Below are 13,572 nucleotides of genomic sequence, written 5' to 3'. Positions count from 1 at the left end.
CATTTTCTATGTTAAAAAAAATAATAGATAAGCCTGTATTGGCTACGGTTATCTCCATTGTATTGGTGATATTGGGTATCATAGGTCTTACAAGATTATCTGTAACTAGGTTTCCAGATATTGCGCCACCAACTGTAATGGTAAGTGGTGTTTATCCAGGAGGAAATAGTGAAACAGTTATTCGTTCAGTAGTAACTCCACTTGAAGAGCAAATAAATGGAGTTGAGAATATGCAGTATATAAAATCTACTGCCAGTAATGATGGAACTTTTTCTATCAGTGTAATTTTTAAACAAGGAGTAGATCCCGATCAGGCTGCGGTAAATGTGCAAAATAGAGTACAGCAAGCCACTCCAAAATTGCCACAAGAAGTTATCAGAATGGGACTTACGACTTCTAAGCAGCAAAATAGTATGATTGTTATTTTCAATCTTTATACAGAAGATAATAGCAAATACGATGAGTTATTTTTACAAAATTATGCTAATATCAACCTTGTTCCTCAAATAAAGCGTGTTCCAGGTGTAGGTCAGGTACAGATTTTTGGACAAAAAGATTACTCGATGCGAGTTTGGCTTGATCCACGAAAAATGGCAAATGCTGGGTTGGTACCGTCTGATATAAGTCAGGCAATTGCAGATCAAAGTTTAGAATCGGCTCCAGGAAAATTAGGAGAAGAATCAAAGTCGGCTTTAGAATATGTTATCAGATATAAGGGGAAGAAAAATAAGCCAGAGCAGTATGAAAATATTGTAGTTAAAACAGATGGGAATAATATTTTAAGACTTAGAGATGTAGCCAGAGTAGAATTTGGTTCAATTTCTTATAGTGGTGATAATAAGTCTAGCGGAAAAAATGCCGTTACAATGGCAATATTACAGACATCAGGTTCGAATGCAAATGACATCGAAATCGGGATTAATAAAGAAGTAGAACGTTTATCAAAATCTTTTCCTCCAAACATTAAATATGTTAATGTAATGAGTACTAAAGAAAGACTCGATGAGGCAATAGGACAAGTAAAATCGACATTACTAGAAGCTTTTATTCTGGTTTTTATAGTAGTATTTATATTCCTTCAGGACATTCGCTCGACGATTATTCCAGCAATTGCAGTTCCGGTTGCTATTATAGGAACGTTTTTCTTCTTGCTAGTCTTTGGATTTACAATTAATATTTTAACACTTTTTGCCTTGGTACTAGCCATTGGTATTGTAGTGGATGATGCCATTGTAGTAGTCGAAGCCGTGCATAGTAAGATGGAAGGAGATTCAGGTCTTTCGGCCAAAGAAGCGACTCATAGTGCAATGGCAGAGATTACAGGAGCAGTTGTATCGATAACATTAGTAATGTCGGCAGTATTTATTCCGATTGGTTTCATGACTGGATCATCAGGGATTTTTTATAAGCAGTTTGCTTATACACTTGCGATTGCAATTATCATATCGGCAGTAAATGCACTAACACTAACGCCAGCATTGTGTGCACTTTTATTAAAGAACAATCATAATGGAGATCATGAAAATGACTCTCATAAATCAGGATTCAAAGAACGTTTTTTCGTAGGATTCAATACAGGATTTAATAATTTGACGGGTAAATACATTAAGGGAGTTCGTTTCCTTATTGGCAGAAAATGGCTTGCAGGAGGTTTAGTTGTTGGGATAACTGCTATTACAGTTGTAATGATGATGTCTACTCCAAAAAGTTTTGTACCGATGGAAGATGATGGGTTCATGCTTTATAGTTTATCGATGCCACCAGGAACAGCATTGGATCGTACTACAGCAGTAGTTGAAAAGATTGAAAAAGAACTTTCGACAGTAGAAGCAATAGATAATAATACCAGCATTACAGGTTTTAATATCCTTAGTAATAGTGCGAGTCCAGCGTACGGATTAGGATTTATAAAATTAAAACCTAAAAAAGAAAGGGGAGCAGTTCAAGATATTGATGAGATCCTTAATATGGTTAGCGCTAAATTATCTGTTATAAAAGAAGGTTCTATTATGGTCCTCAGAATGCCTCCTGTAGAAGGATTTGGTGTTACTAGTGGTGCAGAAATTGTACTTCAGGATAGAACAGCCCGTGATCCAGCTACATTAAAAGCGATGACTGATAAAGTGATTGGGCAAATTATGCAACAACCAGGAGTTCAATATGCCTATACAACATTTAGAGCAGATTATCCGCAGTTTGAACTTGAAGTAGATGAAGAGAAAGCCAGTCAAATGGGGGTTAGCATACGTGAGCTTTTAAATAATATCCAAACTTATTTTGCAGGAGATCAGTCGGCAGATTTTACAAGATTTGGAAAATTTTACAGAGTCAATGTTAAAGCTGATGGGATTTTCAGAACTGACCAAGAGGCTTTTAATGAAATATTTGTAAGGAATGCAAAAATGGAAATGGTTCCTGTAAAATCTCTTGTTAAGCTTCATAAGGTTTATGGACCAGAATCGGTAAACCGCTATAATCTTTACAATTCGGTTAATATTACTGCAGTAGCATTACCAGGATTTAGTAATGGAGAAATTATGGGTAATCTAGAAACAGTTTTGGATAAACTTCCGTCGGATTATAGTTATGAGTGGACGGGGCTAAGTCTTGAAGAGAAAGAAGGAGGTAATCAAACCATCGCCATATTTAGTTTATGTCTTTTATTTGTTTTCTTTTTATTGGCAGCACAGTACGAAAGTTATTTATTGCCTCTTGCAGTATTGCTTTCTATCCCAACAGGTATATTGGGAGCTTTTGCGGGAGTTAAAGCAGTAGGTCTTGATAATAATATTTATGTTCAGGTTGGTTTAATTATGCTGGTCGGGCTTTTGGCTAAAAATGCCATTCTTATTGTAGAATTTGCCCTTCAAAGACGTTATGCAGGCTTATCTATTGTAGAAGCAGCTATCGAGGGAGCCAGATCAAGATTAAGACCTATTATCATGACATCATTAGCTTTTATTGCGGGTATGATACCATTAATGTTTGCCACAGGAGGAACAGCAGTAGGAAATAGATCAATAAGTGTAAGTGCTGCTATCGGAATGTTTAGCGGTGTTGTATTGGGAGTTTTTGTAATTCCGTTACTTTTTATACTATTTCAATATCTACAAGAAAAAGTATCAAGTAAGAAGATTGTAAGTAAAACTATAAAAGAATAATAATGAGAGTACTATATAAAATTGGGATTTCTTTATTTACAGGTGTTTTGTTAACATCCTGCGTAGTAGGGAAAAAATATTCTCGAACAGATTTAAATGTACCCGAAAAATATCGTGAAGAGGTAGTATTAACAGGAGATACGATTTTGCATCCTTGGAAAAATTACTATAAAGATCCATTGTTGGTTGATTTGATAGAAAAAGCCCTCGTTAAAAATAACGAAGTGCTTGTCGCTATGAAAAGCATGGAACAGCTTGACCTCAATTATAAACAAGCTAAATTATCGCTATTGCCAACGCTAGATTTTGATGCAAATGCGAGCCGTAGTTATCAGTCTAAAAATTCACTTAATGGTTCTTTGAGTGCGCAGTTTACCAGTAAAGATTATATGGATGACTATAGCTCTAATCTTCGATTGTCTTGGGAAGCTGATATATGGGGTAAAGCAACTATGCAGAAAAGAGAGGCTAAGGCTAACTACTTTGCTCAAAAAGAGAATCTTTCGGCTTTAAAGACCAGAATTATTGTTCAGGTTGCTCAGTCGTACTATAATCTTTTGGGATTGGATGAACAGCTTAAAATAGCACAGAGAAATATTGAATTGAGTGACAGTACGTTAAATATGATGAAACTTCAATATAATTCAGGAGCAATTAGTTCATTGGCGCTTCATCAGACAGAAGCTCAGAAAAAAACAGCTGAGTTATTGGTTCCTTTAGCGAAAACGAATATAGCAGTTCAGGAAAATGCATTGCAAATTTTATGTGGAGAATATCCAGATAAAATAGCACGATCAGGAAATCTTGAAGTGGCAGAATTTAGTGTTGGTTTACCTTCTGGGATTCCTGCATCGCTTTTAAGCCGAAGACCAGATGTAAAAGCTGCAGAATATGCTGTTATGTCAGCTAATGCTAAAACAGGATTAGCAAAAGCTACAATGTACCCAACACTGAGCTTGAGCCCCTCAATAGGAATTAATTCGTTTGAATTCGATAATTGGTTTAATTTTCCAGGTTCAGTTACGAAAACTATTGCCGCTAATTTAGCACAGCCAATATTTAGAAAACGTGCCTTAAGAACGGCTTATGAAGTGGCAGTTATAGAACAGGAGAAAGCAGTTATTCAGTTTAAGCAATCTTATATAACAGCTGTTGGAGAAGTGAGCGATGCAATGTCACAATTAAAATATGCCGATGAACGCATGGAACTTGCAACTGAAAAAGCAGTTTCTTTAGACAAGGCAACTTCTGATGCTACATTATTATATAAAAGTGGTATGGTAACTTATCTGGATGTTATTGTGGCACAAAATGGTGCCTTGCAAAATGATTTAGATGTTGTTACTATAAAATTAGAAAAACTAAATGCGGCAATAAATTTATATCGTGCTTTAGGAGGCGGAGTGCAATAAAATTAATTGTACACTGATTCTGTTATTAAACTTTAAATCAATTTATAAATTCTTGTTTTTGAAACTTTATCAGAATTTCTATTGGTTTGTAAGTATAAAAAAAATCCTGAAAATATTTCAGGATTTTTTTTTTGATAGGGTAGAAACTTAATCATATTGTTTCTTGCCTGTACTTTATTGCGTTTATGAAATTGAATTTATAAAGTAGTACGAACTTTAAGTACATAAAAACAAAGCTCTAATATTTCTATATTGTTTTGCTTTTTGCAATCTTTTCTTTCTTTTTAGGAAATTCTTCAGGAGCAGGTTCGCGATAAATTCCAGATGATATACTTTTTAAGAAAGCTTCAAGATCTTGTAGTTCTTGTTCAGTCAAATTTAATTTTTTCAATAAAGGTGAAGTTACAGGGAATAATTTGTCATTAACCTGATCACCTTTAGGTTTTATATTAGGCATTCCTGCATTATATAAATTCAAAACCCCTCTTAATTGAGGAAATAATCCATTGTGCATATAAGGTCCCGTATGTGTAATTTCTCTTAATGAAGGCGTTTTAAATTTTCCAACATCTTCAGGATTGTGTGTAACATAATATCTACCTAAATCTTCGTATTTTCGTTTGTAATATGTCAAACCAGCATTATGGAATTGATTGTCTGAGAAATAAGAAGAATTATGGCAATTAAGGCATCTAGCTTTTGTTCTAAATAAATGTAATCCGTTAACTTCTTTATCTGAAAGTTGTGTACTATCTCCCTCAATGAATTTATCAAAACGACTTTTTCGACTTACAATCGTACGCTCAAAAGTTGCAATAGCTTTTAGGATTTTTTCCTCTGTTACTTTTTCTTCCCCATAAGCGCTATAAAAAAACTTTTTGTATCCTTCTATCTTTTGAATATTCTTTACAGCAATATCCATATGGTTATTCATTTCTTTAACATCGGCAATAGGAAATTTTGCCTGCTCTTCTAAAGTTGCTGCACGTCCATCCCAGAAAAAAATCTTAGAAAAAGCAACGTTTATAATTGGCTTTGAATTTCGTGTACCTGGTGTTCTGTCATGTCCATTAGAAACACGTTTTCCATCTCCCCAACCTAATTCAGGATCATGGCACGAAGCACAAGATATTTGTTGAGAACCAGACAACCTTGGGTCAAAGAAAAGTATTTTACCTAATTCTCTTTTTGCAAGTGAATAAGGATTATCTTCTGGAAATACAACATTCGGAAGTACTCCTAGATCTTCAAAATCAACAACTGAACTATCAATAGTTGGCTTAGGCCATTTACTGTGATCGCCACTGCTGTACAATTTTTTTAATTCCGCTATAGAATAATAGTTGTCATTATCAGGATTGTAATTTCTTACGGAAACTAATGTTATACTAAGTAATAAAAGGATTATTAGAACTGATTTTTTTTTCATTTTTGGGTAATATTGACTTTCAAATCAAAGGAATTGCAAAATTATAAATTATTATTTTTTGATTACCATAAAATTTAATAATTTATCGAAATCCCACCATTGAAGTAAGTGCTTGCTTTTGTATTTAAATTGGCATAGTACTTTAAATGTTTGTTGTCTAATGCCGTTAATGTTTTATAATTTATAAAAAGTTGAAGTGTTTTTTTCTTAGGTAATTTGATATAATAATTAGCAACAATATTCGACTGTAATTTTGAAGTGCTATCATAAGCATGATCAGGAATAATCACATTATTTGCAAAAGAGGTATTTGATGAGGTGGGTACATATACCAGATCTTCGTTTAATGCAACATAATAATTCACACCAAATTCAAGGTTTAATTTGTTCTTTTCATTAACAAAAAGATCTTTATTAAATACTGCCTGAATTTCTAAAGTGTTTAATTTTTTATTTGTGTTGCCTAATAAATCAATGTATTTATGTTTAGCATAAGCACCAATTAGTTCAAAATTATAAATTACACGATCGTTTTCTTTTTTAATAATCCCGCTACTAAGTTGCAAACGATCTAAATTCATTCTGTAATTTTGCCCGTTTTCTGCCACCGAAAAATTATCTCCCTGACCAGCACTATATTCTAATTGTAGCTTATAATCTTTAGACGCTCCGTCGTGATAATAATTCAATTTTGCAGTATTCGAATAAAAGCGATAACGGTACTGTTTTAAATCTTTTTGTATGTAAACATTACCATTAGCATCTTTTCTGTATAAATCCTCCATTGATTTGTTGAATTTATAGGTCACACCCAAACTGTTTCTATCATTCTGAAATTGGTATCCCAAACCAAAATTTTTATCAATTGTATTATAGATATACTTATTATAAGACGAATTAAAAACTACACGACCATATCCAGAAGAAAAAGTAGTGAATGTTTCTGGATAAGCAGGAGCATTTTGGGTATCATCGACGTAATCGATATCACCTGTTTCTGTTTTTTTTGACATTCCTACAGAACCAAACACACGATGATCTTTGTAAACATAACCGCCATGTAATTCTCCTCCATATTTACTCAGCGCAACTTGTGGGCGAGGGTCAATTTTTCGATAATTTTTACTATTGATATAAAAAACAGTTGCTCCCAACAATATATTATTTTCTAATTGATAAGATACACCTCCATTTAAGTTGTAATTTTGAATTTCCCAATTTCCTTTCTTTGGTGCGAAAAAATAATTAGGAGAAAGTACGTTCTGATTTTCCGTACGCTCTGTTGTAAGGTTATATCCTAAACCATCTTCACGTATTTGATTGTAAATAAAATTTCCAAAAAGTCGTAATCTAGGTTTTATATTGAAAATTCCATGTGTTGAAAATGAGTACTTTGTTGCCTTTTCAGCAGTTTGTACACGTTTAAAAGGCATTAGCTTTTGCTCAAAATCAATTTGAGTTTGTGTAAAATCACTTAAATTATGAGAGGTGAAGAAGAGGGGAGTTTCAAATAATTGAACCCCAATATCATTATAGAATGAGTTTTGATTGACCAATAGACTATCTTTAAGTTGTGCTTGTACAGTACAACTTAACAGTAGTAAAAAAAATAATATTGCTTTTTTTGAAATCATTTTTAAGATTCTAACTTGTTTAAAAAATAAAACTAACACGTTGTTATTTTATTCCTTTCTTTATAATTTAGTTTGCGAAACCTCTAGGATTTGCCATAGGCAATTTTACAAAGTCATTAGCCGAATTATTACTGTCTTCTAAAATTCTGCGACCGTTAACAATGCTTTTAGTCTTTCTAATAACAGATTGCGAGTTAAATGCAGCATCACAATTCGTGAAAGAAGCATCTATTTCTGAAGGCAACATTTTTGGTCTTTGAGAACTAGGGTTAAAATTTTGTAAATCAACACCATCTATAATATCCTTTGTTGGTATTTGCAGAAAGAATTTAGTTTTACTATCTATTGTAGTTATTGATGGATCTGAGTAATCTGAAAATTTATTTAAATCATCAGTACGAAATATAATAAAACTATCTCTCCCAGGATTATCGATTAAGAAATCTTGATTACCGCTATCGTATCCAGCACGACCCCAATAGCCAATTTCCATATCCTTAACAGCTGGATTTTGAATATCATAACGATAAACATCTTTCCCTTTTGACAAAAGATAATCCCCTAAATACACTTCAAAATCAGCATCACTTAAATCAATAGTTAAATCTGGATTTTTCACACTTACAGGAATACCAGTATTATCAACTAAAGGAAATTTATGATTAATTGCCGTTTGAGCAATAACAATACTTTCTCCAGCTTTTATGGGATATTGCGTTCCAGAACCAGGAATTCTTATAACATAATCGGCATAAACATTTTTTGTATTCGCATCAGATCCAGATGTCATACCAATTGATTTACTCCAGTCATACTGACCGTTTGCTAATGTAAAAGAGCTTTGGATAGTATTTATTTTACCATAAAGCTGACCAATATATAAACCATCAGCATAAATTACTTCGTTAGAGTTATTATAGATTTCAATAAACTGATCGCGAAATGATGCACCTTGTGATGCATGAGAACCAGCATAATAAATTTGTTTTATAACTAAATCTCCAATTCTTGCCGCTTTTAAATCAATATTGGTTGAGGTTATATTAGCGTTAATAGTTACATTTTCTTGTACCCCATTAAACGTCACCGTCTCAGTTGAAGGAACAAATTGAAACAAATCAGAAAACTCTTGACTTGTTAGCACTTTCGTTGCTGTTATATTATAAGTTCCTGGAAGAATATTTGTAAAACTAGCAATACCAGTAGTATTTGAAGTTGCTTTATAAGTATCTCCCGTGTTCGTATTCGTTAAAACGACATTTCCAGTATTGACAACTAAACCATTGTATTGATCCTTATCGTATTTTAAATTTACAGTAAAAGAAACTGGCTGTAAGTTAGCGCCACCTCCAAATTCATCATTGATAGTGCAAGAAAAAAAAGTAACTGCAATAGCAAATAATAGGATTATATTTTTCATAAAATTGAAGTTGTATTAAAATTTAAAATTGATATTCGATCTTGGTTCCAAAGGATAATTTCACCATGTCAGGTTTTATTCGTTGTTCATTAGTACCATTAACAAAGGCAATTTCTGTTTGTTTTAGATCTAAAAAATTATTGGCATAGAATGAAAATCTAAATCCATTAAGGAAATCTTTCGAAACTCGCAGATTAAAGTTATGATATACTTTTTGAAGCTCTCTGTCATAAACAGACTTTGTTTTCATAATATGTCCGTAAAGGGCAGTGTTGTTTTGATCTTCTTTAGGAATTAAAACCTTGTTTAAGTTCTGATCTAAATAGGCATACAATTCGTTGTCCTTACTATAATTATTATCGCTTATAATAAAATGCTCACTTCTAACTGCGATCACCATACCAATTTTAGGTAAATGGTAACTTATATTTCCTGATAAATTAAAACTTTTATAATTTTCATCATAAGGTTTATATAGGCCATATTTCTCGGGTGTTTTCGCATTTGTAGAGCGATAATAACTATCGACATCATTACGATTTGTCGTTTGTACGTAGATTCCATTAAAATCAAAAGAGATGTTTCTAATAAAAGTTTTATCAAAATTCATAAAAAACTCGACACCTCTATCTTTCGATATGTATTTGTTTACCAATTGTGTTTGTAAATAGTAAAAAGGCGAATATCCTGTAATTGTATAAGTAGGAGTCTGATTTCCGTTATAGTTAATTTGCAGATCAGCAACCTGACGTGTTGTAGGAACCTGCTGACTTGTAATTCCGTCATATAAATTATTATAAAACCCAGTAATGTTTACTGTAGCAAAAGGCAGTTTGTAATCAAAACCAATTTCTGAACGCAAACTTTTTGAAGGCTTTAAATTTTCATTATTAGGATAATCGATAAAAGTCTGAACAATCCCCAAATTATAATAACCTGGTAATCTGTAATCTCCTAAAACAGCATCATAATAGCGGGGACCAGTATAAACTTGATTTAAAGAAGGTGCTTTAGAGGTTAAACCAAAGCCTCCTCGAATCTTAAAATCATCCTGCGCATAAGAGGTGTTAATACGTGGCGCTAAAAAAGAATATCCGTATTGATTATCATAACGTAAACCAGCGTCAATGCTTAAAGCGCTTCGATCCCAATTTTTTACGATATTGTCTTCAGCGTAAAGTGAAAATTGATATTCAGCCAAAATATTATCAGCATAATTATAAGGTCGGAAAGCCTGTCCAGATCCACCATTTCCATTTGTAAAAGCGCCATCCATCGTTTCTGGGCTTCCTAAACGTCCACGACCTTTATTATCACTCATTCTAATAGAAGTTCCATAAGATATATTATGTATCCAGCTATCTGTAGAGATAGATTTATGTAAGTCGGCAGATAAAAAAGAAGAAATAGGAATACCTTCTACTGCTTTTATACTAGTATAACTAGGTGATGTATAGCTTCCTTCGTAGACTCCTTCGGTAGTACTTGTACCTACTATCGTTCCGCCAATATTTACTACTTTTGATTCAAAAGTGTTTTGCTCGCCATAAGAAAAATTGAAATTTACATCTAAATTATCAAAATAACTTTCCGAAAAATTTATTTTGAAACGGTTTGAAATCGAGAGGTCTTTCTTTTTATTCTTAACGATCTTATCATCTGTACCTTCAGCTTCATAATTAACATTGTCATTATTAAAACCATAGTCAACAGAAAATGAATTACGAATGTTTTTGTTGGCCCAACTCCACATCAAACTTGTATTAACACGATCATATTTCGTATAAGAAACGCGAGGCTCTGAGTTAGATTTAGTGTAATTTAGGCTAGCATTTAAAAAACCAAAATTATCACTGATTTTAAATCCTTTAGAAAAACCATATTCGCTAGTTCCATCTCTCAAAGAAGCGTAAATTTTAAAAGGGGATTGTCCTGCTTTCTGTTCAATCTTAATTAATCCTGAAGTCAAATCACCATATTTAGCTGATGGAATACCTTGAACTACTTCAATCTTTTCAATATTTCCTGTTGAAATCTGTCTTAAATCTGCTCCAAAATTCGCATTAGAAAAATAACCGTTAAAATCATTGGCTGAAGGATCCCCAAAACCAATTAAATTAGGAGAGAATGGACCTGCACCATTTGCCCCATAGTTACCCCCATAGGATTGCATATTTTCATTGTTTGAAATCGGTATTCCATCGACAACGACAGCGGTTCCAAAAGATTTGTTACCATATGCACTATTACTAATGGTATTTGGTCTTACTGTTCTAAAAGCAATGGTCTTAAACTCATTCATGTCAAAATTAGTAGTAGCCTGACCTGGTAATTGTTCTAAAACATCACTAAGAGAAAAAGCCTGTACCTGATTAATAGCTTCCCTTCCCAAGATAATCTCTGAGAAGTCTTTTCCTTTTCGGGCAGTAACAATAATTTCTTTTAACCTTAAATCATCATTTTCTAACTCTACAATTATAGGTTTCGAAACTTGTTCTTTAGTATATGCGATATTTTTTTCTTGTTTGCCCAATAAATGGAAATTCAAGTTAAATTGTTTGGTATCGTTTAATTTGATTTCAAAATATCCCTTTTCGTCAGTTATTGTCCATTTGTTCGATTCTACGTCCAAAACAGTAACACTTTGTAGCGGTTTTTGAGTTATGCTTTCAATAACATATCCTTTTATTAAGAGTTGCTGTGCTGAAATACTAGTGGTAATAAAGAGGAATAAAAAAACGAAATATCTCAATTTAAAGTGTTTTAAAATTTTTGCAAATGTAAAACTTTTAAATTTATTTAGACTTAGACCAAATAGCTTTGTTTGGTTCTTTTGCCTTTTTCAGGATTAAATTAGCAATGGAATTCTTGTTTGTAAAAATTTTCAGATATAAAAATGATGGCTTATTAAAGACTGAATCGAAGTTTCTTTCGCGTTTATCTTTCAGCCAGTTTTTTTACTTTTTTATTCATTGCTTCAAATCCTCGTCTGGTGTTATTATTCAGTATTTTTTTGAAGATTGGGACGAGAATACCAGTGAAATTTTCGTATTGTACAAGAGTCGTTGTGCCGTTTCCGTTGTTAGTAAGTTCAAAATTATGTTCTCCGTCAAAAAAACCTCTCATTATAAATATACCAAACCAACTTATTTTTTCGTTGACTTCAAAACCTGTAACTATCGCTTTAAACGTACTTGCTTTTACTTCCGGTGGCTCTATTCTAACTATAATTTTTTTTCCTATTTCAAAGTCACCTGTCAATGATGTAATAAACGGATTCCAATTAGGGTAGTTTTTAAAGTCAGTTAGTATTGCCCAAACTTTATTAGGAGTTGCGTTAATTACGATTTCGGTGTTTAATAAAAATGCCATTGTTGTTTTATTTGTTATTGTGTTTAATACAACAAAGGTCTTACGTATAACTGATTTTGCTCTTGACAAAAATCAAGAATTTAAGTCGATAGTTTTTTTCTAATCCTGCTAAAAGTTTCAGGCGTCATTCCAAGCATCGAAGCTATATATTGGAGGGGAATGTTATTAAATAAAATCTTATTGTTTTCAAAAAAATGAAGATATCTTTCTTCTGCCGACAAAGACAAATGATTCTGAATTCGACTTTCCATCATTGTTAGGCATTTAATCAAGAAAGTTCTTTCGAGTTTAGCCCAGTTAGGAACAAGACTTTCTATTTTAGTATAATCTTCTTTTGTAATAATAAACAGTTCTGTGTTTTCCAAAGCCTGAATTGTCCAATGTGAAGGACTGCTAAAAAAGAAGCTTGAAAAATCTGTACCAAAATATCCTGTTGTTGCTATCCATTGTGTAACCTCAATTCCGTTAGGGATTGTAAATATTCTTAAGAAACCAGATTTGATAAAACAAAATGTGTCACATATCCTTCCTTCCGTTAAGAGATACTCGCCTTTTTTTAAAGTTACCTGTTTAAAAAGAGAACTTACTGCGGTCAATTCGGAGGGCTGAATTATTTCAAAATGAGAATTTATATATTGTTCAAGTTCAGTCATAAGTTATAGAGGTGTTATAAAAATTGTGATTAACGGCAAAGCATTGCATTTTGAAAATAATCAAGAGGAGTGTCTGCCGAATACCTTTATCAAAGATAACAGAAGTTCTATTCATATAGGTGAAATTGGTTTTTAAGTAAAATAAGATATCTATCCTTGGGTAGCACTATTAGGTAATTATAAAAAGACATACTATATATAGGTGTAAGTTTATACTATATAGGTGTAAGTTTTATCAGGAGCTTAATCCCACTATACATTTCAATCTTTTATGTCGAACCCCGTCATAAAAGGATTTCCATTTCTATTGGGGCTAGGGTAGTAGGTTTTAAGAGTATTGAGTATTGATGAGGAGGTTTCGTATTATATTAAGGATGCCTAGAGAAGTAAGAGTTGGATAGTATATATAAAGGAAGGATTATTGTTTCTTATTGTATATAAGGAATAGAATTTACTTTGATTGTTGTTTTAAGGTATTGAGATGAGGTTTG

General features: G+C 32.7%; 8 protein-coding genes. 2 read left to right on the top strand and 6 right to left on the bottom strand.

The window, feature by feature from the left end:
* Positions 1-8 precede the first annotated feature (8 nt).
* Both LPB87_RS12580 and LPB87_RS12575 read left to right on the top strand, forming a co-directional pair.
* Positions 9-3,161, top strand: coding sequence for an efflux RND transporter permease subunit (locus LPB87_RS12580; protein WP_230728115.1), 3,153 nt, complete (start codon positions 9-11; stop codon positions 3,159-3,161).
* Between the two features lie 2 nt (positions 3,162-3,163).
* Entirely contained in the window at positions 3,164-4,573 is a 1,410-nt protein-coding gene (locus LPB87_RS12575; RefSeq protein WP_230728114.1) for a TolC family protein, read from the top strand.
* Between the two features lie 247 nt (positions 4,574-4,820).
* Here LPB87_RS12575 and LPB87_RS12570 read toward each other — a convergent pair whose 3' ends face one another.
* The 6 genes from LPB87_RS12570 to LPB87_RS12545 all read right to left on the bottom strand — a co-directional run bounded on the left by LPB87_RS12570 (position 4,821) and on the right by LPB87_RS12545 (position 13,081).
* Positions 4,821-6,002 carry a cytochrome c peroxidase gene (locus LPB87_RS12570; RefSeq protein ID WP_129539326.1) on the bottom strand — a complete coding sequence of 394 codons (1,182 nt, stop codon included), beginning with the start codon at positions 6,000-6,002 and terminating at the stop codon, positions 4,821-4,823.
* A gap of 74 nt (positions 6,003-6,076) precedes the next feature.
* A complete protein-coding gene (locus tag LPB87_RS12565; RefSeq protein WP_230728113.1) occupies positions 6,077-7,636 on the bottom strand; it encodes a DUF6850 family outer membrane beta-barrel protein in 1,560 nt (519 codons plus the stop codon).
* Between the two features lie 67 nt (positions 7,637-7,703).
* Positions 7,704-9,056 carry a DUF4876 domain-containing protein gene (locus LPB87_RS12560; protein WP_230728112.1) on the bottom strand — a complete coding sequence of 451 codons (1,353 nt, stop codon included), beginning with the start codon at positions 9,054-9,056 and terminating at the stop codon, positions 7,704-7,706.
* Between the two features lie 22 nt (positions 9,057-9,078).
* On the bottom strand, positions 9,079-11,808 hold the full coding sequence (locus LPB87_RS12555) for a TonB-dependent receptor (RefSeq protein WP_230728111.1): 2,730 nt from the start codon (positions 11,806-11,808) through the stop codon (positions 9,079-9,081).
* A 185-nt stretch (positions 11,809-11,993) separates the two neighbouring features.
* Positions 11,994-12,428, bottom strand: coding sequence for an SRPBCC domain-containing protein (locus LPB87_RS12550; protein ID WP_230728110.1), 435 nt, complete (start codon positions 12,426-12,428; stop codon positions 11,994-11,996).
* 80 nt (positions 12,429-12,508) lie between these two features.
* Positions 12,509-13,081 carry a Crp/Fnr family transcriptional regulator gene (locus tag LPB87_RS12545; protein WP_129539322.1) on the bottom strand — a complete coding sequence of 191 codons (573 nt, stop codon included), beginning with the start codon at positions 13,079-13,081 and terminating at the stop codon, positions 12,509-12,511.
* Between the last annotated feature and the right edge of the window lie 491 nt (positions 13,082-13,572).

The sequence above is a fragment of the Flavobacterium sp. EDS genome (genome assembly GCF_020991525.1).
In the GTDB taxonomy this organism is placed as follows: domain Bacteria; phylum Bacteroidota; class Bacteroidia; order Flavobacteriales; family Flavobacteriaceae; genus Flavobacterium.
Note: the sequence above shows the minus strand (reverse complement) of the source record. Positions and strands in the feature narration are given on the sequence as shown.

What these genes read in the sequence shown, in the direction of transcription:
- LPB87_RS12580 (WP_230728115.1), top strand. Translation starts at nt 9, where the DNA reads ATGTTAAAAAAAATAATAGATAAGCCTGTATTGGCTACGGTTATCTCC.
- LPB87_RS12575 (WP_230728114.1), top strand. Translation starts at nt 3,164, where the DNA reads ATGAGAGTACTATATAAAATTGGGATTTCTTTATTTACAGGTGTTTTG.
- LPB87_RS12570 (WP_129539326.1), bottom strand. Translation starts at nt 6,002, where the DNA reads ATGAAAAAAAAATCAGTTCTAATAATCCTTTTATTACTTAGTATAACA.
- LPB87_RS12565 (WP_230728113.1), bottom strand. Translation starts at nt 7,636, where the DNA reads ATGATTTCAAAAAAAGCAATATTATTTTTTTTACTACTGTTAAGTTGT.
- LPB87_RS12560 (WP_230728112.1), bottom strand. Translation starts at nt 9,056, where the DNA reads ATGAAAAATATAATCCTATTATTTGCTATTGCAGTTACTTTTTTTTCT.
- LPB87_RS12550 (WP_230728110.1), bottom strand. Translation starts at nt 12,428, where the DNA reads ATGGCATTTTTATTAAACACCGAAATCGTAATTAACGCAACTCCTAAT.
- LPB87_RS12545 (WP_129539322.1), bottom strand. Translation starts at nt 13,081, where the DNA reads ATGACTGAACTTGAACAATATATAAATTCTCATTTTGAAATAATTCAG.